Raw genomic sequence first — 20101 nt, forward strand, 5'->3', positions numbered from 1 at the left:
ACCCTCCGCCGGGTCCGGACTGCGAAGGACGTACGCGGATGAGAGGGTCGGCCGGTGGGACGTGGAGCGGTGAAGGCCGTCGTGGGCAGGCCGCTCCGGCGGATCGGGGCGACGCTGGCGCGCTACCGGGAACGCGACGGTGACCACTATGCCGCCGCCGTCACCTTCTTCAGCCTGCTCGCGCTCGTGCCGCTGATCATGGTCGCCGTCTCGGTGGCCGGGTTCGTGCTGGCCGGCGACCGGTTGCTCGCCGCCGAGCTCGACCGGGTCATCAGCGGGGCGCTGCCGCCCGAGCTCGGCACGCAGGTCACCGACGTGGTGCACACCGTGGTCGGGGAGCGCGGCCGCATCGGGCTGCTCGCCCTCGCCGTCGCCGCCTACTCGGGCTGGAGCTGGATCAGCAACGTCCGCGACGCGGTCACCGCGATGCTCGGCCAGGAACGGACCCCGCGGCCGCTGCTCCGCGGCATCGTCGCCGACGTCCTGGCGCTGGCCGGCGTGGGGTTGGCGATGACCGTCTCCTTCGGGCTGGCGGCGCTCACCGGCGCGGCCGGCACCGGGCTGCTGCGCCTGACCGGCCTCGACGGCGGGTTTGCGCACCTCGTGCTCGTCGCGGGTTCGCTCCTGCTCGGGCTCGCGGCGAACTGGCTGGTCATCGCCTGGTGCCTGGCCCGGCTGCCGCGCAAACCCCTGCCGCTGCGCTCGACACTGCGCCCGGCCGGGGCCGCCGCGCTCGGGCTCGGCGCGATCCAGCAGATCGGCGGCTTCTACCTGCACCTGCTGGGCCGCTCACCGGCCGTCGCCACCTTCGGCACGCTCGTCGGCGTGCTGCTGTTCGGCTACCTGATCGTGCGCTGGCTGCTGATGGTCACGGTGTGGCTCACCGTCCGGGACGACCCGCCGCCGGGCACGCTCGGCGCGGACGTCCGCTACGCCGGTACGACGCTCGGGGCCGGGGCGTCGGCGGAGCTGGTGGTCCGCACCCTGACCGGCCGCTGAGTGGCGGGTCGCACATCGTCCGGGTGCGGACCGCCGCGTCCCGTTAGGATCCGACTAAGCGCTTGCTCAGCAACGGAGGTGGCCATGCGGATCGGGACCGCGATCAACTACGCCGGCGGGTTCGCCGAAAGCGTCGCGGACATCGTCGAACTGGAGAAGGTGGGCCTCGACGTCGCCTTCGTGCCGGAGGCGTATTCGTTCGACGCGGTCAGCCAGCTCGGCTACCTCGCGGCCAAGACCGAACGCGTGCAGCTGGCGTCCGGCATCTTCCAGATCTACACCCGCACGCCGACCCTCACCGCGATGACCGCGGCCGGCCTCGACTTCGTCTCCGACGGGCGGTTCATCCTCGGGCTCGGCGCGTCCGGCCCGCAGGTCATCGAAGGCTTCCACGGCGTGAAGTACGACGCGCCGCTCGGCCGGACCCGCGAGATCGTCGAGGTCTGCCGCCAGGTGTGGCGCCGCGAGCGCGTCGTCCACGACGGCAAGCACTACACGATCCCGCTGCCGCCGGAGCAGGGCACCGGCCTCGGCAAGCCGCTCAAGCTGATCAACCACCCGGTGCGCGAGCGCATCCCGGTGCTGCTGGCCTCGATCGGGCCGAAGAACGTCGCGCTCACCGCCGAGATCGCCGAGGGCTGGCAGCCGATCTTCTTCCACCCGGAGAAGGCCGCCGACGTCTGGGGCGAATCCCTGGCCGAGGGCAAGGCGAAGCGCGATCCGGAGCTGGGCGAGCTGGACACGTTCGTCTCCGCCGCGCTGGCGATCGGCAACGACGTCGAGCCGCTGCTCGACCACCTGCGGCCGGTCCTCGCCCTCTACATCGGCGGAATGGGCGCGCGCGGCAAGAACTTCTACAACGACCTCGCCCGCCGGTACGGCTACGAGGCCGAGGCGAAGCTGATCCAGGACCTCTACCTCGACGGCAAGAAGGAAGAGGCCGCGGCCGCCGTGCCGGTCGAGCTGCTGCGCGCGATCTCGCTGGTCGGCCCGGCCGGGTACGTGAAGGAGCGGCTGGCGGCGTTCAAGGAAGCGGGCGCGACGACGCTCGTGGTCAACCCGCTGCTGCCCGGCCGCGAGGCGCGGGTGGCGGCCGTGTCGCGGCTGCGGGAGCTGATCTAAACCGCGGGGATCGCGGAGACGGCGACCCTCGTGCTGCGCAGCCCGGCGTTGTCGTGGGCACCGTCGCTGGTGATCAGCCGCAGCTCGGGGCCGGAGCCTTCGGGGGCGACGAGCTTGCTGTCCGGCGCGTCGGCCGGGAAGAGCTCCGCCTTGTCGACGGTGAAGAGGGATTCGCGGCCGCCCTCGTCGCCCACGATGATCGTGTCGCCGCGCTCCAGCTTGCCCAGGCGGGCGAACGCGCCGGCCGTGTACCCGAACCCGGCGTGCCCGGACAGCACCGCGACCCCGGGCTCGCCGGGGACCGGGCCGTCGGTGAACCAGCCGACGCCGAGCGCCGTGCCGGGCTGCTCCCGCCGGCCGCTGATGTGGCCGAGGCCGACCAGGTGGTCCAGCACCAGGCCGAGGGCGGGGATCCGCAGCATCACCGGTGCGGCGCCGGCTGCTGCCGGGGCGGGCCGGTCCACGGCCCGCGTGACCGGGGCGCCCGGGGTGAGCACCGTGGTGACGCCGAGCAGGACGCAGCCGAGCCCGGCCACGACCGCGAGCACCACGGCGGCCGGCCGCACGAGCTGGGCTCGCCGCTCGGGTCGTTTGATCACTTTCGCCTGCTCCGCACCGGGTTCTATGTCCGATTAATCGCCGCCCGACGGCGGGCGTTACCGAATCGTGTCCAGTGCTATCATGGTTCACTCGATCGGGTTATCGGACTGTGACCTTCACGTCAAAAAGGCGCGTCCGGCGGGCCGGAATCCGTCAATGCCCGGCAAATCGATACGGGATCGGCCAAGATTGGTGGTTTCACCCGGTCCGACGGGGGATACCCACTGCCCGGAAGTGAGGTGCGCCGAGCTGTGCGAAAAATCGAAGAGCCCGCGGTGGGCGTGCTGGACGTCGGGTCCTTCAGTGCCCGGCTCGTGGTGGTGCCGGTCGACGGCTCACCGCGCGAGCCGGTGCTGAACCACCAGACGCGGCTGCGTCTCGACCGCGAACTCGACGACCGCGGCCGGCTCACCGCCCGGGGCATCGCCGCCGTGACGGCCGCCGTCGCCGCGGGCATGACCACGGCGTACCGCCACGGCGTGCGCAGCGTCTACCCGCTGGCGACGTCCTCGATCCGCGACGCGGCCAACGCCGCCGAGGTCGTCCGGCACGTCGCCGGGGAGACCGGCGTCGAGCTGCGCTTTCTTTCCGGTCCGCGCGAAGCGGAGCTGACCTACCTGGCCGCGCGCCGCTGGTACGGCGCGGAGGCCGGGCCGCTGCTGGTGCTCGACATCGGCGGCGGGACGGTCGAACTGGCCGCGGGCTGCGGGGAGAAGGCCACGTTCGCGCGGTCCCTGCCGCTGGGCGCGCGGTCGATGACACGGGACTGGCTGCCGCGCGAGCGGGTGTCGAACAAGCAGGTCAAGGCGCTGCGCGCACACGCGCTCGACGTCGTGACCACCACACTCGGGGCCGCGAACGTCGACGACCCGCGGGTCGTCGGCTGCTCGAAGGTGCTGCAGCAGCTCGCGCGGCTCTCGGGCGTCCGCCCGGGGAAGCGCCGCGAACTGCGGCTCGACGACCTGCGCGCGTGGATCCCGCGGCTCGCCGCGCTGCCGCCGTCGAGGCGCGCGGAGCTGCCGGGCATCTCCCGCAGCCGCGCCCACCAGGCGCTGGCGGGCGCGATCGTCGCGGAAGCGCTGCTGACGGTGGCGGGTGGCAAGGTGTCGATCTGCCCGTGGTCCACCCGTGACGGCCTGCTCCTCACCCTGCAGGACAAGGCGGTGGCGGCGGCCAAACGCCGGTCCGCGGCCTGACCCCTGGTCGTGGCCGGGAAAACCGGGTATGCCGGAAGCATGAGCCAGCAGCAGCACAGCCATTCCCGCGACGACGAAGACGAAGAGCTCCCGAAGCTCCCGACTCCCGGCGCGCTGACGCACGACGTGCCGACCGCGCCGGACCCCGACGTCAACCCGGGTGGGACCGAAGACGTGCCGGCCCCACCCGGACGGGACGTCGTCAGCGACCTTCCACAGTGACCGGGTTGGTCGGTTCCGCGTACTGACGCACCTTCTCCGAGTCGCGGCGCATCGGCGCGCGGCCCGGTGGCTGCCTCGGCGGGTCACCCGCGTCGATCTTCGGGATCGCGAACCGCTGGGGTTCCACGGTGACCGTGATGCGCTCGCCGTGGTGCAGCACCTCGAGCGGTTCGCCGGCCAGGACGTGGTAGGTCGCCTGGTCGGGGTCGATCTCGACCTGGAACCGGGTGCCGCGGAACATCAGGCGGAACGTGATCCGGTCCAGCTGCGAGGGCAGCCGCGGCGCGAACGCCAGCGTCGAGCCGTGGTCGCGCAGGCCGCCGAACCCGGCCACGGCGCCCTGCCACGCGCCGGCCAGCGACGCCATGTGCAGGCCGTTGCGCACGTTGTTGTGCACGTCGTGCAGGTCGGTCAGGGCGGCTTCGGCGAGGTAGTCGTAGGCCAGGTCGAGGTGTCCCACCTCGGCCGCGACCACCGACTGCGTGCCCGCCGACAGCGAGGAGTCGCGCACGGTCCTCGCCTCGTAGTAGGCGAAGTTGCGGGCCTTCTCCTCCGGGCTGAACGAGTCGCCGCACAGGTACAGCGCCAGCACCAGGTCCGCCTGCTTCACGACCTGCTTGCGGTACAGGTCGAAGTACGGGAAGTGCAGCAGCAGCGGGTAGTGGGCGTGCTCCGTGCCTTCGTAGTCCCACTCGTCGTGGTCGAGGAAGCCCTCCGACTGCGGGTGCACCCCGAGTTCCTGGTCGTAGGGCAGGAACATCGCCGCGGCGGCCGCGCGCCACGAGTCCAGCTCGACGGCGTCGACGCCGAACCGCGCGGCGACGTCCGGGTGCCGCTGGCAAGACTCCGCCGCGGCCAGCAGGTTCCGCTTCGCCATCAGGTTCGTGTAGACGTTGTTGTCCGCCACGGCCGAATACTCGTCCGGCCCGGTGACACCGTCGATGCGGAACGCGCCGTGCCGGTCGTGGTGGCCCAGCGACGCCCACAGCCGCGCGGTTTCCAGCAGCAGCTCGGTGCCGTAGTCGCGCTCGAACGCGTCGTCGCCGGTCGCGTTGAGGTAGCGCAGCACGGCGTCGGCGATGTCCGCGCTGACGTGGAACGCCGCGGTGCCCGCCGGCCAGTAGGCCGAGCACTCGGCGCCGTTGATCGAGCGCCACGGGAACGCCGCGCCGTGCAGGCCCAGCTGGTGCGCGCGCTCCCGTGCTTTGTCCATTGTGGAGTGACGCCAGCGCAGGGCGTCGCGCGCCGCGTCCGGCATCGTGTAGGTGAGCACCGGCAGCACGAACGATTCGGTGTCCCAGAAGGCGTGCCCGTCGTACCCCGGCCCGGTCAGCCCCTTGCCGGCGATCGCGCGGCTTTCGCCGCGGGCTCCGGCTTGCAGCAGGTGGAACAGCGCGAACCGGACGGCTTGCTGCAGCTCCGGATCACCCTCGATCTCGATGTCCGACGTCGCCCAGAACTCGTCGAGGAACTGGCGCTGCTCGGTGAGCAGGCCCTTCCAGGTGGTCTGCCGGGCCCCGGCCAGCGCGGCCTCGACCTGCGAGCGCAGGGCGGGCACCGAGCGCTGTGCCGACCAGCCGTAGGCGAGGAACTTCGTGATCCGCAGCCGGCCGCCCTTGGGGACGTCGACCGCGACGGTGAGCCGTGCGAGATCCTCTTCGGAGTGGATGCGGGCGCGGATCCCGTCGTCCACCTCGATCTTGTGGTCCATCGCCGCGGCCATCCGCAGCCCGGAGCGGCGGGTCTGGTGCACCAGCACGGCGTTGTAGTCGGTGGCGCGGTGGAATTCGCCCACCAGCGGCGACTCCAGCGCCGCGGCCACCCGCGGGTCCCGGGTGTCGGACTCGATCGGCTCGTTGGCCAGCAGGTCGGACTGGACGACCAGCTGCAGGTCCTCGTCGAGCGGCTCGACCTCGTAGCGGATCGCGGCGATCGCGCGTTGGGTGAAGGACACCAGCCGTTCGGTGCGCACCCGCACGCGGCGCCCGGTCGGCGACGACCACTCCGTGGTCCGGGTCAGCGTGCCCTTGCGGAAGTCGAGCACCCGGTCGTGCGCGGTGGCCGCGCCGTAGCGCATGTCGAGCGGCTCGTCCTCGACCAGCAGCCGGATGATCTTGCCGTCGGTGACGTTGACGACGGTCTGGCCCTCTTCGGGATAACCGTAGCCCGCTTCGGCGTAGGGGAGCCCGTGTTCTTCGTAGAACCCGTTGAGGTACGTGCCGGGCAGCCCGCGCGGCTCGGCCTCCTCGAGGGTGCCGCGCAGCCCGATGTGGCCGTTGGACACCGCGAACGCCGATTCGGTGCGCTGCAGGGCGTCGACGTCCATGCCGCGCCAGCGCAGCTCCCACGGCGCGCACTCGTAGCCGTGTGGTTCCTCGGTCATCGGTCCTCCAGCAGTTCGGCGAGGTCGTCGACGACGACGTCGGCGCCGTGGGCCTTCAGCTCCGCGGCCTGGTCGGCGCGGTTGACACCCACGACGTACCCGAAGTTCCCGGCCTTCCCGGCCTGGACACCCGACTGGGCGTCCTCGAAGACGGCCGCGTGCGCGGGCTCGACCCCGAGCTCCCGGGCGCCTTCCAGGAAGGAGTCCGGCGCGGGCTTGCCCTTCAGGTTCCGCTCGCGGATGGTCAGGCCGTCGACGCGGGCTTCGACGTACTTGCTCAGGTCACCCGCGTCGAGCACCTTGGCGCCGTTCGCCGACGACGTCACGACGGCGATCCGCAGCCCGGCGGCCTTGACCGCCTCGAGGTAGCGGATCGAGCCGGGGTAGGGGCTGACACCGCGTTCGTCGATGATCTTGAGCACCAGCTCGTTCTTGAGGTTGCCGACGCCGTTCACGGTCGGGGCGCCGGCCGGGTCGTCGGGGGTGCCTTCGGGCAGCTCGATGTCGCGTGACTTCAGGAATTCACGCACTCCGTCGGCGCGGGGGCGGCCGTCCACAAAGGTCGCGTAGTCCGCATCGGTGAATTCGCGGAAGCCGTCACCGTCGCGGGTGCGGAGGAATTCGTCAAATGTCCGTTTCCACGCCTCGCGGTGGAGGACCGCCGTTCCGGTGAGCACTCCGTCGAGGTCGAACAGGCAGGCGGTGATGGTTTCGGGCAGTCCCGTCATGCCCGCACGCTACCGGTCCTCGCCCTGGTTCGCGGGCTGTTCGGGGTGTGGCCGCACCCGATGGATGAGTTCGTGCACGGTCGCGTCCGCGAGCCGGTAGCGCACCACCCGGCCGGTGCGCTGCGTGGTGACCAGGCCGTGGGCCCGCAGCAGCCGCAGGGCCTGCGACACCGCGGTGTCGGTCATGCCGGTGACCGCGGCGAGGTCGGTGACGCTGATCTCGCGGGCGTAGTGGATCGAGACCAGCAGCGCGAGCCGCGAGGGGTCGGCGACCACGGAGAACCGCTGGGCCCACTCGTCGATGACGGCGCGGTCGCCCAGCCCGTCGATCGCCGCGGCCACCCGTTCCGGGTCGATCAGCTTGCGGCCGGGGTCGATGCTCACCCCCGGATGATTCCACCCCGGCCGCGGGCGGACCACCGGTGGCCTGGGTCACGCCACGCTTGACGCCGCAGGCGCGGCGGGCGAGGCTGCGATTAAGACACTTGTCATAATCGAGGAGCCGAGATGACCGACGTCGCCGCGCAGGTCCGTTCGAAGACCATCACCTGGGAGGACCCGCTGGCGACCGCCCGGCTCGGCGCCACGATGTCCGGCCTGGAGTACCTGACCGCCGTCGCCGAGGGCCGGGTCCCGGGGCCGCCGATCGCCGCGCACTTCGGGCTGCGCTGGGAGCGCATCGCGCCCGGCGAGGTTGTCGCGGTCGCCGAGCCGGACGAGTCGCTGTACAACCCGATCGGCATGGTCCACGGCGGGGTGGCGGCCACGATGCTGGATTCGGTGGTCGGCTGCGCCGTGCATACGACGCTGCCGGCCGGCGTCGGCTACTCGTCGGTGGAGCTGAAGGTGAGCTACCTGCGCGCGATCCACGCGGGCCGCGGCGAGATCCGGGCGACCGGGCGGGTGGTGAAGGCGGGCTCGCGGATCGCGTTCGCCGAGGGGGAGATCCGCGACGCCGAGGGCAAGCTGCTCGCGACGGCGTCGGGGACCTGCGTGATCACCCCGGGATCGGCTGCTTGACGTCCCAGTGCTCGACGAGGAGGCCGTCCTCGACCCGCAGGATGTCGACGATGGCCGTCCCGGCCACCTGCAGGTGCACCATGACGAGGTCGTTCTCGGCGGCGATGTGCTTGATCTCCGCGGTCGCCCCGGCCAATGGCGAGTTCTTCACGGCGTCGGCGAACGCGTCGCGACCATCGGGCAAACCGGGGCTGTGAGTGACGAAGTCGGGGTGCAGCGCGGCCTTCGCGGCGTCGAAGTCCTTGTGCACGAACAGGTTTTCCAGGCAGTCGACCACGATCATGCGGTTCGTTTCGCTCATGCGGTCATCGTCGGCTTTCCCCGGCTCCGCGGTCGATTACGTCGAAGGTAATCAGCGCGGCGGCCGCACGCGCCGGCCGCGGATCGCGTCACCGCCGCCGAAGCGGCCGATGATCGAGGCCAGCAGTGTGCGCGCATCCTCGACGCGTTCGGAGCCGTATTCCCTTACGAGTTCCTCCTGGAGTTCTTGACGCAGCGCGCGGGTTTCTTCGACCGCGTTCCGGGCGTGCTCGGTCAGGTGCAGCAGCTTCGTGCGCGCGTCGGCAGGGTCGGGCTCGCGCCTGATGAGGTTCCGGCGTTCGAGATCGGCGACGGCCTTCGACGCCGCCTGCTGCGTCACGCCCATCCGCTCGGCCAGCGCGGTGATGGACAGCGGCGCGGCCAGAACGTGCTGGATCACCACGCCGTCGTTGAACCGCAGGTCGCCGTAGCCCCGCTCGGCGAGGCGGCGCTGCACCTCGTCCGTCATCGTCCAGCCCGCGAAGAGAGCGGTGAGTGACAGGTCCAGGCCGTCCGGCGTAGGATGCACAACCATGGTTGTGGAATCTAGCAGAGTGCCGGCCGACCTGGCCGGCGCATTCGTCCGCGTGGCGCACCGGATCGTCTGGTGCACGCTGGTGACGGTCGACCGGCGGGGCCGGCCGCGGTCGCGCGTGGTCCACCCGATCTGGGAAGCGGGCCCGGCCGGGCTGACGGGCTGGCTGTTCACCCGCCCGACGCCGCTCAAGCTCGCGCACCTGACGGCGTCACCGTACGTGTCGTGCTCGTACTGGGACCCGCAGCACGAAGTGGCGGTGGCGGAGTGCCGGGCGGAGTTCGCCGACGACGAGGAGAGCCGGAAGTACCTGTGGGACCTGTTCGCCTCGACGCCGGAACCGTTGGGGTACAACCCGAAGATCCTCGGCGGCGAGGATTTCCGGGACCCGGGGATCACGGTGCTGCGGCTGACACCGTGGCGGGTGTCGACGGGCGGCGAGGCTTGGCGCGCGGCTTAGGCGGCGCCCACGCGGATCACGAGGGGTCCCCGAAGAACCGGCCTTGCTCGCACCGCTCGTCGATCCGCGCGTTCTCGGCGGCGGTCAGCTGGTCGTCGAGGGCTTTCGACAGGACACCGCGGGCGCGGGCCAGCCGCCGGGCGAGGTCCCACTCGGCGACGAACCGGCCCACCGTCGTGTCCTCGGCGTCGCCGCCGGCCCGCCGGGAGCCGATTCGGTCCAGCGAGACGACGAATTCGTTGAGGTCGCAGAGCACCTCGACGGCTTCGTCGAGCGGAAGCCGGAGTTCACGCCGGGGCGTGTCCACTAAGCCGCACCCACGCGCCGGTCGAACACCAGACCCTGGGCCGCCCGCAGGCCCACGCTGATCGCTCCCGTCAGCACCGCGTCCTCGCCCAGTTCGCCCTGGACCACCTTCGGCACCAACGGCGTGAACGCGCGCAACGCGCGGTCGATCGGCTCCAGCAGCAGGTCCGCCGCCGCGCCCATGCCGCCGCCCAGGACGATCAGCTCCGGGTCGATCACCGCGGCCACCGATGCCACCGTGTACGCCAGGCGGTCGGCTTCGGCTTCGAGCGCGCGGCGGGCCAGGTCGTCGCCTTCGCGGGCCAGGCGGAACACCTCGCGGGCCGATTTTGCCGTGCCCAGGCCGAGTTCGCGGGCGCCGCGGACCACCGACTGGGCCGCCGTCGCCTCTTCGAGGTGGCCGCGGGCCGGTGGGGCGCCGGGGGAGTCGGCCGCCCGCGTGCGGCCGTACGGGAGGTAGCCGATCTCGCCGGCCGCGCCCGTCGCGCCGCGGAACACCCGGCCGTCGACCATCATGCCCATGCCGACGCCGGTGCCGATCGTGATGCAGCCGAACACCGACGCGCCCCGGGCGGCGCCACTTTCCCCTTCGCCGACCGCGGTGAGGTTCGCGTCGTTCTCCACCATCAGGTCCGGGCCCAGCGCGGCCTCGAGGTCGTCGATCAGCCCGGCCCGGCCCCAGCCCGGCAGGTTCGGCGCGTGCCGGAAGCAGCGCTTGTCCGGGTCGGCGACGCCGGGGGAGCCGACCACGCGGACAACGATGTCGCCGGCCGTCAAGCCGGCCTCCGCGACGGCCGAAGCGGCGATCTTCCCGACCGCCGTCACCAGCGCCGCGCCGGAGCGCGCCGTGTTGCGCTCGTCGCGGCGCGCCACGATCGTGCGGCCGAGGTCCGACACCGCCACGCGGAGGTGCTCACGCCCGATGTCGACACCCAGCACGTAGCCCGCGGTGGGGTCCGCTTCGTACAGCACGGCCGAGCGCCCGGTGCCGGTGGACGTGTGCCCGGTCGGGCGCGCCAGCCCGGCGGCTTCGAGCGCGAGCAGGGCCTGGCTCACCGTCGGCTTCGACAACCCGGTGTCCTTCGCCACCTGCGGCCGGGTCGCCGGTCCGCTGCGGCGCAGCAGGTCGAGCACCGCCCGCTGGTTGATCTTGCGCATCCCGGCGGGGGTACCGACCGTGGGAGCTTCTACGCCGGCCACCCGTGCCTGCCTCCTGTCGACTTCGTCCTCGCTGCCACGCTAGCCGTCCGAGCCCCGGTTCCGCCGGAATACGCCGTGTTCGGGACCCGTTGACCGGAGCATGAGCACTCCGGTACGCGGGCGGGTCCGCGTGGCACAAGGCGCGAAGCGGGTACGGGTGTTCCTCGGCGGGCAGGTCGTCGCGGACACCGTGCACCCCCTCCTGGTGTGGGAAGTTCCGTACTACCCCACGTACTACTTCCCGCGCGCGGACGTCGTGAGCGGCTTGCTCACCCCCTCCGGCCGGACGTCGCACTCGCCCAGCCGGGGAGAAGGTGTTCTGTCGACGATAAAGGCTGACCGGGCCGAGGCGGTGGACGGCGCGCTGGAATACCCGGATTCGCCCATCGAGGAGCTGCGCGGCCACGTCCGCTTCGACTTCGCCGCGTTCGACTGGTTCGAAGAGGACGAACAGATCTTCACGCACCCGCGCGACCCCGGTGTCCGCGTCGACGTCCTGCCCAGCTCGCGCCACGTCCGGATCGAGGTCGACGGCGAGACCGTGGCCGACACCGTGCGGCCGCACCTGCTCTTCGAGACCGGCCTGCCGACGCGCTACTACCTGCCCCGCGTGGACGTCCGGATGGATCTGCTCGACAAGATCGACACCGTGACGCACTGCCCGTACAAGGGGGCCGCCGACCACTTCTCGGTGGCCGGGCACGAGGACCTCGCCTGGAGCTACCCGACCCCGCTGCCGGAGAGCACGCGCGTCGCGGGCCTGGTCGCGTTCCTCGACGAGAAGGTGGACGTCTACGTCGACGGGGTGCGGCAGGAACGGCCGAAGACCAAGTTCGCCTGAGGTCTCACGCGTCCGGCAGCCAGTTCCCGTGGAAGCCCGCGGGCACCCGCTGCGGCAGGTGGACGGTCGCCACCGGCGCCGCCGCGACGTTCCCGGCGTCGAGCACCACGAGGTCGCTGCGATCCTCCGCCGCGTCGTAGACGTAGGTGAGCAGCCAGCCTTCGCCGTGCTCCGCCGGGACGAACACCGCTTCGCCGGGGATGCGGCCGGGGGTGAAGACGTGCTCGGCCGCCGTGCCCGCGTGCAGGTCGTAACGGCGTAGCGCGTCGTGGCTCGTCACGTGCCCGAAGCGGGTGTCGGAGCCGGCGAGCCGGTCGTCGATGCGGGGGAACTCGCCCGGCCGGTCGTCGAGCCGGTCTTCGGTCACCGTGCCGGCGGTGAGGTCGATCGTCCAGCGCCACAGCGACGCCGGCGGGTCCTCGTGGCCCGCCCACCACTGGTGGTCGTACCGCATGACGTGCACGACGATCCGGCCGTCCGGCGCGTCGAACGCGTTGAGCGTGTGGAAGACGTAGCAGGGCTCGATCTCCAGCCAGCGGACCCCGGCCTCGGGCCGGTCGCGGCGCAGCACGCCGAGCCTCGCGCCGTAGCCGGCGTCCCAGCGGTAGGGCATGCCCCGGCCGACCGACGCCAGGTCGAACACCACGGGCAGGTCGTAGAAGACGACGTGCTCCGCGGTCATCGCGAAGTCGTGCATCATCGTCAGGCCCGGCACGTCGACGGGCTGCTTGACGACCAGCTTGCCGGCGGGGTCGGCGCGGTAGTAGCTCACGTGCGGCGCGGTGATGCTGCCGTACCCGAAGAAGTGCAGTTCCCCGGTGGTGGGGCAGATCTTCGGGTGGGCGGTCATCGAATCGGCCAGCTCGCCGTCGAAGTCGTACACGCCGACGGTGTCGAGCTCGGTGGTGATCTCGTACGGCAGCGACGATTCGACGAGCGCGAGTGTGCGGCCGGCGTGGTTGACGACGTGCGTGTTCGCGACGCTGCTGTGCAGGTTGCGAGTGCCGTCTTCGTTGTACGGCTTGAGATCCGGGTCGTCGAAGCTCTCCGTCCGCATCCAGCGGTTGCGGTACCAGGCCGCGCGGCCGCCGTCGAGGCGGACGCCGTGGACCATGCCGTCACCGGTGAACCAGTGCTTGCTGTCCGCACGCGGGTTCGGGCCGTTGCGCAGGTACCAGCCGGTCAGCTCGGGCGGGAGCGCGCCGGTCACCGGCAGGTCGAACGCGGTGAGCTCGTCGTGGACCGGGGCGTAGGCGCCGGCGAGGTGGAAGTCGGTGGTGGTCATGGTGGTCACGCGGCTTTCTGGGCGCGGGCCCGGACGGTGCGCGGGTAGCGGACGGTGAAGGCGACGGGGACGGCGAAGCCGAGGACCTTGAGCGCGATCAGCGCGGCCGTCGCGTGCGGCGCGTAGTTCAGCAGGGCGATGCCGGCGAGGCCGGTGACGGTGAAGCTCGCGGCCCACACCAGCGTGATGATCACGTTGACCCGCTTGAAGATCGGGTTGTCCCAGAACTCCGGCGGGGTCATCGTCCGCGCGATGCCGAGGGTGAACGGCCGGCGCAGGGCGAGCGAGCCCCAGGCGGTCAGCGCCAGCCAGGCGTCGGTGAGCGCGCCGGTGTAGGTCTTCAGCGGCGACGCCGGGAAGGCGAACGCGACGGCCGTGAGCAGCGCGAAGAAGGCGAGTGCGCTCCACTCGATGATCAACGTGCCCGCTTCGCGGCCTTCGCGGCGTGCCAGGGCGAGCAGGCCGGCGGCGAGGACGAGCCCGGTCAGGCCGGACCAGCGCCAGTCGGCCTGCGTCGCGACCACGGCGAAGGCGATCCACGGAAGGAAGCTCTTCAGGTAGTTCATGCCCGTCTCCCCTGACGTTCCAACTTCGACATGTCGAAACTAGAACCTGCTACTTGGACATGTCAAGAGTGGAATGTCATGATGGCGGCATGAGCCTTCGCCACGCTGTCCTCGGCCTGCTGGACGAGCACCCGATGAGCGGCTACGACCTGCTGAAACGCTTCGAGCAGGCGATGTCCAACGTCTGGGCGGCGACGCAGAGCCAGCTCTACGGCGAGCTCGGCAAGCTCGAGACGGCGGGCCTGATCCGCGTCCACGCCGAGGGCCCACGCGGGCGTAAGGAGTACGAGCTCACCGACGCCGGCCGCGAAGAGCTGCGCCACTGGCTGGTCGAGGTCGAGCCGAACCGCGTCACGCGCAACGAGTCCCTGCTGCGCGTCTACTTCCTCGGCGCGGTCGGCCCGGAGCGCGCGCGGGAGTACCTGGCGAACCTGGGGGAGACGGGCCGCCGCCGCTCCGAGCGCCTGACCGAGCTCGATGCGGCGATCGACTGGGGTGACGACGACCCTTCGCTGTACGGCCGGCTCGTCCTCGAGTGGGGCAAGCGCTTCTCGGCGATGCAGCAGGAATGGGCGGAGTGGGCGGTCAAGCAGGTCGAGTGAGCTGCGTATAACGCCCTATACCGCTGGGCCTCAGGCTGCGTGGCGGCCGTGGGCCTGGCGCCGGAAGGGGCGGGGCCGCGGCCGTTCCGCCGCCGGAGCGTCCACAGTGGACCCCGTGGTCGCCGTGCCGTCGTCGGCGGTCGCCGCCGGGAGCGGGGTGTGGCGATCGCGGTGGCCGCGGTGGACCGCGTACAGCAGCGCCAGCCCGAGCACCACCAGCAGGTGCGTCGCGAGCCGGGTGAGCGTCACCTGGCCCGCCGCGAGGTCGCCCGCCGAGAGCATCAGCAGCACCCCGACGAACCCGGTCAGCAGCGGCAGCTGGCCGCCCGCGGTCCGGGGGCGGACCACCGCGGCCAGCAGGCCGATCCCCACCGCGAGGTTCCACGCGCCGCTCTCGTGCGCGAGGTGCCCGGCGAGCGCGACGGCGTCGTGCAGCGTGTGCGCGTCGGCCGTGCCGAGCAGCTGCGCGAAGGCCAGCCCGAGCTGGGCGATCGCCACCACGGCCAGTGCGATCCGCAGCCCCCAGCCGTCGCCGGACGGCGCCGGGGTGCGCTCGAGGATCGCCGCGGTGAGGTCCGGGACCGGCGGGGCCGGGCGCAGCAGCATCGCCCGGCGCAGGCGTTCCGCGCCGGTGAACCACTCGCGGCACTCGGCGCAGCCCGTCAGGTGCCGGTCGGCCGCCCCCGGCGGACCCGGCTCGGTCTCGCCGTCGAGCCTCGCCGACAGCGCCTCACGGCATTCCTCGCACCTCATGTTCCAGTAGTCGGACGGCGGGTCCCCCCGGTTCCCGGTCACTGCTAGGTTCCGTGGCATGACCCGCGGTGAGGACGACGAACGCGTCACGGCCCTGGCGATGGCCGCCGGCCGCGGCGACCGCCGGGCTCTCGAGGAGTGGGTCCGCGCGACGCAGGCCGACGTCTGGCGCTTCCTCGCGCACCTCACCGACGCCGCCTCGGCCGACGACCTGACGCAGGAGACCTACCTCCGCGCCTTCGGCAGCCTCCGCCGGTTCGCCGGCCGGTCGTCGTCGCGGACCTGGCTGCTGTCCATCGCGCGGCGGGTGGTCGTCGACCAGATCCGGGCGGCCGGTGCGCGGCCCAAGCTCGCCGACACCGACTGGGAAGCCGCCGCCGAGCGCACCCGCGACCCCGCGGCCGGCTTCGAGGAGCTCGTCGAGCTGGGTCTGCTGCTCGACGGCCTGGAGCCGGACCGGCGCGAGGTGCTCGTGCTGACCCAGGTCCTCGGCCTGTCCTACGCCGAGGCCGCCGACGTCTGCGGCTGCCCGGTCGGCACCGTCCGCTCCCGCGTTGCCCGCGCCCGCGAAGACCTGATCCAGGCCCGGCGCGCCCGCGGCTCGGACGCCGGCTGACCCACCCGGCGCACTCGCTTGCGCCGTCCGGCACTGTGGCGGCACACACATTCGGGGCCTTCCGCTGTCATCTCGTCACAGAGATGGGCGAACTCGACTACTCCGCGTTGACGTCCTGACCATGCCTGCTTAGCGTGACCCGGGTCACGAGGTCCCCGCCTCCCCACCACGCCGCTCCGGTCCGTGCTGCCGCGCACGCGGAGCCCCCGAAGGGATTCCCGATGGCCCGTCCCACCACCGAGCCTGCCGAGCAGCAGGACGAGCCAGGGCAGGTCGGCCGCCGCCGCTTCCTGACCTACCTGGTCGCCGCGCCCACGCTGACCGTCGCCACCAAGCTGACCGCGGACGCGGTGGCCCCGGCGACCGCCGAGGCCGTCATCCCGACGCTGCCGCAGCCCGCGGAGATCCTGGACCTCGGCGACGTGCTGACGCTGTCGTGCGTGCCGACCGCCGGGATGCTCGTGCTCGAGATGACCGCCGACGGGCGGGCGCGGCTGCAGCTGCCGCGCGCCGAGGTCGGCCAGGGCATCACCACGGCGACCGCGATGCTCGTCGCCGAAGAGCTGGACCTGCCGCTCGAGCAGGTCGACGTCGTCCTCGACGATGCCCGCTCCGAGCTGCTGTTCAACCAGCTCACCGGCGGCTCCAACACGATGCGCTCGCTGTACGACCCGGTCCGCGCGACCGCGGCGACCGCGCGGGCCCGGATGGTGGCCGCGGCCGGGGCGAAGTGGGGGACCGACGCGTCCCGGCTGTCCACTCGCGACGGTGCGGTGCACGCGCCGGACGGCCGCAAGGCCGGTTACGGCACGCTCGCCGGGCCGGCGGCGCGCTCCGGCCTGAAGGTCGGCGCCATCCAGCCCAAGGCGGAGTCCGCGCACACCCTGGTCGGCACGCCGACCTCGCGCAAGGACGCCCGCGCGATGGTCACCGGCAAGCAGGTCTACACGCTCGACCTCGACGTGCCCGGTGCGAACCCGGTGATGGTGCGGCGCCCGCCGACCATCAACGGCACCGTGAAGAAGGTCAACAACGAGGCCGCCGTGCGCGCCATGCCCGGCGTCATCGACATCGCCGTCGTGAAGACCGGGGTCGCGGTGATGGCCGAAACCTTCGGGCAGGCCCTCGACGGCAAGAACGCCCTCGACGTCACCTGGGGCCCGGGCACCGTCGACGGCGAGGACAACGAGAGCATCAAGAAGAAGCTGCGCGGCGCCGCGCTGCCGTTCGTGGTGCCGCCGCTGCTGACGCAGTACGTCGACGGCGAGTTCGACTTCGCCTTCGCCAGCCACGCGCCGATGGAGTCGAACTCCGCGGTGGCCGACGTCCGCGACGGCAGCGCGACCATCTGGGCCGGGCTGAAGTCGCCGATCGTGGCGAAGCAGACCATCGCCCAGGAGCTGGGGCTGCCGGAGAACAAGGTCACCGTGCACGTCCAGCAGGGCGGCGGGTCCTTCGGACGCCGGTTGTTCTTCGACGCCGCCCTCGAAGCGGCGCACATCTCGCAGGCGATGAAGAAGCCCGTCCGGCTCATGTGGAGCCGGATCGACGACATGCGCCACGGCCGCGGGCGCGCGGCGAGCTACCACCGGATCCGCGCCACCTTCGCGCTCGGGCAGGTGCTCACCTTCGAGCACCGCGTCGCCAGTGTCGAAACCGACTGGAGCCACGGCCTCGGCGAGATCCTCACGGCGTTCGCGGCGAAGCTGCCGGTCGCCGGGAACCTGAGCTTCGCGCAGACGGTGTTCCTGCTGACGATCAAGTCGCCGTACAACTTCGGCGTCACCACGCAGCTGCTCAACGAGGTGCCGCTGAAGTTCCACACCTCGGCGTGGCGCTCGGTCTACTCGGCGAACACCCGCGGCGCCGAAGAGATCATGGTCGACGAGATCGCGAAGAAGCTCGGCAAGGACCCGCTGCAGTTCCGCCGTGAGTTCATCAAGGAGGAGCGGCAGCGCGCGGTGCTCGACAAGGTCGCCGAGCTCGGCGAGTGGGGCAAAGCGATGCCGAAGGGCTTCGCGCAGGGCATCGCGGTGCACGGCGAGTACAAGTCCTTCACCGCCTGCCTGGTCGAGCTGGACGCGCGCGACCCGAAGTACCCCCGCGTCACGAAGGCGACGATCGCGGTCGACGTCGGCAAGCCGGTGAACCCGCGCGGCATCCAGGCGCAGATGCTCGGCGGCCTGACCGACGCGATCTCGACCACGCTCACCGCGGGCCTGCACATCGACAAGGGCCTGCCGCTGGAAGGCAGCTACTCCCAGTTCCACTACGCGCGGCAGAAGAACTCGCCGACGGACGTCACCGTGCACGTGATGCCGGCGACCGGCGACACCATCGGCGGCGCGGGTGAGCTCGGCCTGCCGGCGCCGGTCGGCGCGATCGCCAACGCCTACGCCAGGGCCACCGGGATCAAGCCCCGCAGCTTCCCCATCACCTTCCCGGTCGACTTCGACCCGTTCCCGCGCTGACAGGAGTTCCCCACCATGCCGAACTACACCTTCGTGGTGAACGGGAAGACCGTCACCGTCGACGCGCCCGCCGACCTGCCGATGCTGTGGGCGCTGCGCGACAAGCTCAAGGTCCGCGGGCCGAAGTACGGCTGCGGCATCAACGTCTGCAAGGCCTGCACCAGCCACCTCGACGGCGAGGCGTTCAACCCCTGCGTCACGCCGGTTTCCGACTGCGCGGGCAAGGAGGTCACCACGATCGAGGGGCTGGCCGACGGCGAGAACCTGCACCCGGTCCAGGAAGCCTGGCTGGAGCAGGACGTCGCGCAGTGCGGGTACTGCCAGCCCGGGCAGATCATGGCCGCCGTCGCGCTGCTGAAGAAGACGAAGAACCCGACGGACGCGGAGATCGACGCGATCGAGAACGTCTGCCGGTGCGGCACGTACTTCCGGATCCGCGAGGCGATCAAGAGCGCGGCCGCCAAGATGTGACGACGCGGATGCGGAGGTTCTACAGAAGAACCTCCGCATCCGCGGTTACTGTAGAAAGTTCACCCGGTCGTGGTTGGCGCTTTCGGGTTAGATGTCGGTCTCAGGCCTCGACGAGGAGGTCGGGGACCGGAGGGCACCCATGCACTACCAGGCGCTGCTGGCCGACGGGCTGGCGCCGAAGGTCGCGGCCCTCGCCGCCGAGGTGGAACGCAAGCTGCCGGAGCTGATCGACAGCACCGTGCGGCAGATCCGCACCGAGATGCCGGTGTACCAGGACGCCCGGTTCGTCACCCACGCCGAGCTGCGGGCCTCGGTGCGCGCCAACCTCGAGCACGTCATGCGCACGCTGCGCGGGTCCGACGTCCCGGACCTGTCCCAGGCCCGCGCGACCGGCCGCGCCCGCGCGCTGCAGGGCTCGCCGCTGCCCGAGCTGCTGCGGGCCTACCGGATCGGGCTCACCGAGGTCTGGCACCGGTTCGTGGAGCTGACCGCCCGCGGCGAGCAGCAGGACCTCGCCGGGCTGGTCGCCGCGACGTCGGCGATCTGGGCCCTCATCGACGACCTCGCCGAAGCCCTCACGACGTCCTATCGCGACACGACGGCGGAAGTCCTGGTGGCGCACCAGAACCGGCGCTCGGCGCTGGTCGAGGCGCTGTTCGCCGGCGGCTCCGCGACCGAGGGCACGCTGTGGGACATCGCGCGGGTGCTCGACCTGTCGCTGGACGGCACGTTCGTCGTGGTCGCGGCGGAAACCCCGCGGCTGGGCCAGGAACCGCTGCCGCAGATCGAGGCGCGGCTGCGGGAGCTGCACCACGCGTCGGCCTGGCGGCTGACACCGGACCTGCAGGTCGGCGTGGTGTCCCTGCGCGACCCGAGCGCGTCGAAGGCGATCGTGGAGCTGGTCCGCGAGCACCCGGTGGGCCGGGTCGGGATGAGCCCGGTGTTCACCGGCCTCGGCAACACCGCCCGCGCGCTGCACCTGGCGCGGGTGGCGCTGTCCAGCCTGAGCCCCGGCACGCCGGCGATGGTGCAGTTCACCGAGTCGCCGCTGGCCGGCCTGGTGGCCAGCTCGCCGGAAGCGTCGGTGCAGCTGGCGCACCACGTCCTCCAGCCGGTGCTCGACCTGCCGGGTGACGACCGGAACGTGCTGCTGCTGACGTTGCGCGCGTGGTTCGACTGCCAGGGCTCGACGAAGCTGACGTCGGAGCGGATGTTCTGCCACCCCAACACGATCCGCCACCGTCTCAAGCGGATCACCGAGGAGCTGGGCCGGTCGCTGACGGACCCGGCGGACATCGCCGAGCTGGGCGCGGCACTGCGCGCGCTGAACCTCTTCCCCGAGGCGACACACCTCCCGGCGCCGCGCTGAGGCGTCCGGGTGCCCTCGTGTTCCTGGGGGTGACAGGACCAGGCGCGGGCCGCCGG

At 71.9% G+C, this 20101-nt stretch carries 23 protein-coding genes; 12 read left to right on the forward strand and 11 right to left on the reverse strand.

What is annotated here, in order from left to right; genetic code table 11:
• Nucleotides 1–81: 81 nt before the first annotated feature.
• Both ACIA5G_RS26670 and ACIA5G_RS26675 read left to right on the forward strand, forming a co-directional pair.
• Complete coding sequence (locus ACIA5G_RS26670; RefSeq protein ID WP_395927774.1) at nt 82–999, forward strand: YihY/virulence factor BrkB family protein; 918 nt, start codon at nt 82–84, stop codon at nt 997–999.
• A gap of 84 nt (nt 1000–1083) precedes the next feature.
• Nucleotides 1084–2121, forward strand: a complete 1038-nt coding sequence (locus tag ACIA5G_RS26675; protein WP_395927776.1) for an LLM class F420-dependent oxidoreductase — start codon at nt 1084–1086, stop codon at nt 2119–2121.
• Here the strand turns inward: ACIA5G_RS26675 and ACIA5G_RS26680 are convergent.
• Nucleotides 2118–2720, reverse strand: coding sequence for a class F sortase (locus ACIA5G_RS26680; protein ID WP_395927778.1), 603 nt, complete (start codon nt 2718–2720; stop codon nt 2118–2120). The two genes, ACIA5G_RS26675 and ACIA5G_RS26680, sit on opposite strands and share 4 nt — an antisense overlap.
• A 252-nt stretch (nt 2721–2972) precedes the next feature.
• Here ACIA5G_RS26680 and ACIA5G_RS26685 point away from each other — a divergent pair, with 252 nt between their 5' ends.
• Complete coding sequence (locus tag ACIA5G_RS26685; RefSeq protein WP_395927780.1) at nt 2973–3917, forward strand: Ppx/GppA phosphatase family protein; 945 nt, start codon at nt 2973–2975, stop codon at nt 3915–3917.
• Nucleotides 3918–3956: 39 nt separating this feature from the next.
• Nucleotides 3957–4139, forward strand: a complete 183-nt coding sequence (locus ACIA5G_RS26690; RefSeq protein ID WP_395927782.1) for a hypothetical protein — start codon at nt 3957–3959, stop codon at nt 4137–4139.
• Here the strand turns inward: ACIA5G_RS26690 and ACIA5G_RS26695 are convergent.
• The 3 genes from ACIA5G_RS26695 to ACIA5G_RS26705 are packed head-to-tail and all read right to left on the reverse strand — an operon-like array spanning nt 4120 to nt 7628.
• Nucleotides 4120–6522: a glycoside hydrolase family 65 protein gene (locus ACIA5G_RS26695; protein WP_395927784.1), complete on the reverse strand. Its 2403-nt coding sequence runs from the start codon at nt 6520–6522 to the stop codon at nt 4120–4122. The genes ACIA5G_RS26690 and ACIA5G_RS26695 overlap by 20 nt on opposite strands.
• Nucleotides 6519–7250: an HAD family hydrolase gene (locus ACIA5G_RS26700; protein ID WP_395927786.1), complete on the reverse strand. Its 732-nt coding sequence runs from the start codon at nt 7248–7250 to the stop codon at nt 6519–6521. Before ACIA5G_RS26700 ends, ACIA5G_RS26695 begins: the two co-directional genes overlap by 4 nt.
• Nucleotides 7251–7259: 9 nt before the next feature.
• The gene (locus ACIA5G_RS26705) at nt 7260–7628 is read right to left on the reverse strand and encodes an ArsR/SmtB family transcription factor (protein ID WP_395928035.1); all 369 of its coding nucleotides are present in this window, start codon (nt 7626–7628) and stop codon (nt 7260–7262) included.
• A gap of 129 nt (nt 7629–7757) precedes the next feature.
• Between ACIA5G_RS26705 and ACIA5G_RS26710 the strand changes: the two genes are divergently transcribed.
• Nucleotides 7758–8270 (forward strand): PaaI family thioesterase, encoded by a 513-nt coding sequence (locus ACIA5G_RS26710; protein WP_395927788.1) that lies wholly within the window; start codon nt 7758–7760, stop codon nt 8268–8270.
• On the opposite strand, the gene ACIA5G_RS26715 is transcribed toward ACIA5G_RS26710, so the two are convergent.
• Together ACIA5G_RS26715 and ACIA5G_RS26720 are read right to left on the reverse strand one after the other, a co-directional pair.
• On the reverse strand, nt 8248–8571 hold the full coding sequence (locus ACIA5G_RS26715; protein ID WP_395927790.1) for a nuclear transport factor 2 family protein: 324 nt from the start codon (nt 8569–8571) through the stop codon (nt 8248–8250). The two genes, ACIA5G_RS26710 and ACIA5G_RS26715, sit on opposite strands and share 23 nt — an antisense overlap.
• A gap of 51 nt (nt 8572–8622) precedes the next feature.
• Nucleotides 8623–9105, reverse strand: a complete 483-nt coding sequence (locus tag ACIA5G_RS26720; protein WP_395927791.1) for a MarR family winged helix-turn-helix transcriptional regulator — start codon at nt 9103–9105, stop codon at nt 8623–8625.
• Between ACIA5G_RS26720 and ACIA5G_RS26725 the strand changes: the two genes are divergently transcribed.
• Complete coding sequence (locus ACIA5G_RS26725) at nt 9104–9565, forward strand: pyridoxamine 5'-phosphate oxidase family protein (protein ID WP_395927793.1); 462 nt, start codon at nt 9104–9106, stop codon at nt 9563–9565. The two genes, ACIA5G_RS26720 and ACIA5G_RS26725, sit on opposite strands and share 2 nt — an antisense overlap.
• 16 nt (nt 9566–9581) lie before the next feature.
• On the opposite strand, the gene ACIA5G_RS26730 is transcribed toward ACIA5G_RS26725, so the two are convergent.
• The gene (locus tag ACIA5G_RS26730; RefSeq protein ID WP_395927795.1) at nt 9582–9872 is read right to left on the reverse strand and encodes a hypothetical protein; all 291 of its coding nucleotides are present in this window, start codon (nt 9870–9872) and stop codon (nt 9582–9584) included.
• On the reverse strand, nt 9872–11071 hold the full coding sequence (locus tag ACIA5G_RS26735) for an ROK family protein (protein ID WP_395927797.1): 1200 nt from the start codon (nt 11069–11071) through the stop codon (nt 9872–9874). Before ACIA5G_RS26735 ends, ACIA5G_RS26730 begins: the two co-directional genes overlap by 1 nt.
• Nucleotides 11072–11171: 100 nt before the next feature.
• Between ACIA5G_RS26735 and ACIA5G_RS26740 the strand changes: the two genes are divergently transcribed.
• Nucleotides 11172–11912: a DUF427 domain-containing protein gene (locus ACIA5G_RS26740; RefSeq protein ID WP_395927799.1), complete on the forward strand. Its 741-nt coding sequence runs from the start codon at nt 11172–11174 to the stop codon at nt 11910–11912.
• Between the two features lie 4 nt (nt 11913–11916).
• Here ACIA5G_RS26740 and ACIA5G_RS26745 read toward each other — a convergent pair whose 3' ends face one another.
• Together ACIA5G_RS26745 and ACIA5G_RS26750 are read right to left on the reverse strand one after the other, a co-directional pair.
• Nucleotides 11917–13197 carry a carotenoid oxygenase family protein gene (locus tag ACIA5G_RS26745; RefSeq protein ID WP_395928037.1) on the reverse strand — a complete coding sequence of 427 codons (1281 nt, stop codon included), beginning with the start codon at nt 13195–13197 and terminating at the stop codon, nt 11917–11919.
• Between the two features lie 5 nt (nt 13198–13202).
• A complete protein-coding gene (locus tag ACIA5G_RS26750; RefSeq protein ID WP_395927801.1) occupies nt 13203–13763 on the reverse strand; it encodes a hypothetical protein in 561 nt (186 codons plus the stop codon).
• An 89-nt stretch (nt 13764–13852) separates the two neighbouring features.
• Here ACIA5G_RS26750 and ACIA5G_RS26755 point away from each other — a divergent pair, with 89 nt between their 5' ends.
• Nucleotides 13853–14365 (forward strand): PadR family transcriptional regulator, encoded by a 513-nt coding sequence (locus ACIA5G_RS26755; RefSeq protein WP_395927804.1) that lies wholly within the window; start codon nt 13853–13855, stop codon nt 14363–14365.
• Nucleotides 14366–14395: 30 nt separating this feature from the next.
• Here the strand turns inward: ACIA5G_RS26755 and ACIA5G_RS26760 are convergent, their stop codons facing one another.
• A complete protein-coding gene (locus ACIA5G_RS26760) occupies nt 14396–15160 on the reverse strand; it encodes a zf-HC2 domain-containing protein (RefSeq protein ID WP_395927806.1) in 765 nt (254 codons plus the stop codon).
• Nucleotides 15161–15176: 16 nt separating this feature from the next.
• On the opposite strand from ACIA5G_RS26760, the gene sigC reads away from it, so the two are divergent.
• The 4 genes from sigC (at nt 15177) to ACIA5G_RS26780 (ending at nt 20045) form a co-directional block, all read left to right on the forward strand.
• Nucleotides 15177–15734, forward strand: a complete 558-nt coding sequence (sigC, locus tag ACIA5G_RS26765) for an RNA polymerase sigma factor SigC (RefSeq protein ID WP_395927807.1) — start codon at nt 15177–15179, stop codon at nt 15732–15734.
• Between the two features lie 221 nt (nt 15735–15955).
• Nucleotides 15956–18205, forward strand: a complete 2250-nt coding sequence (locus tag ACIA5G_RS26770; RefSeq protein WP_395927808.1) for a molybdopterin cofactor-binding domain-containing protein — start codon at nt 15956–15958, stop codon at nt 18203–18205.
• Between the two features lie 15 nt (nt 18206–18220).
• Nucleotides 18221–18676, forward strand: a complete 456-nt coding sequence (locus tag ACIA5G_RS26775) for a (2Fe-2S)-binding protein (protein WP_247054477.1) — start codon at nt 18221–18223, stop codon at nt 18674–18676.
• A gap of 139 nt (nt 18677–18815) precedes the next feature.
• Nucleotides 18816–20045, forward strand: coding sequence for a PucR family transcriptional regulator (locus ACIA5G_RS26780; protein WP_395927809.1), 1230 nt, complete (start codon nt 18816–18818; stop codon nt 20043–20045).
• Nucleotides 20046–20101: the final 56 nt, after the last annotated feature.

This window comes from Amycolatopsis sp. NPDC051758, assembly GCF_044453095.1.
Classification (GTDB): Bacteria; Actinomycetota; Actinomycetes; order Mycobacteriales; family Pseudonocardiaceae; genus Amycolatopsis.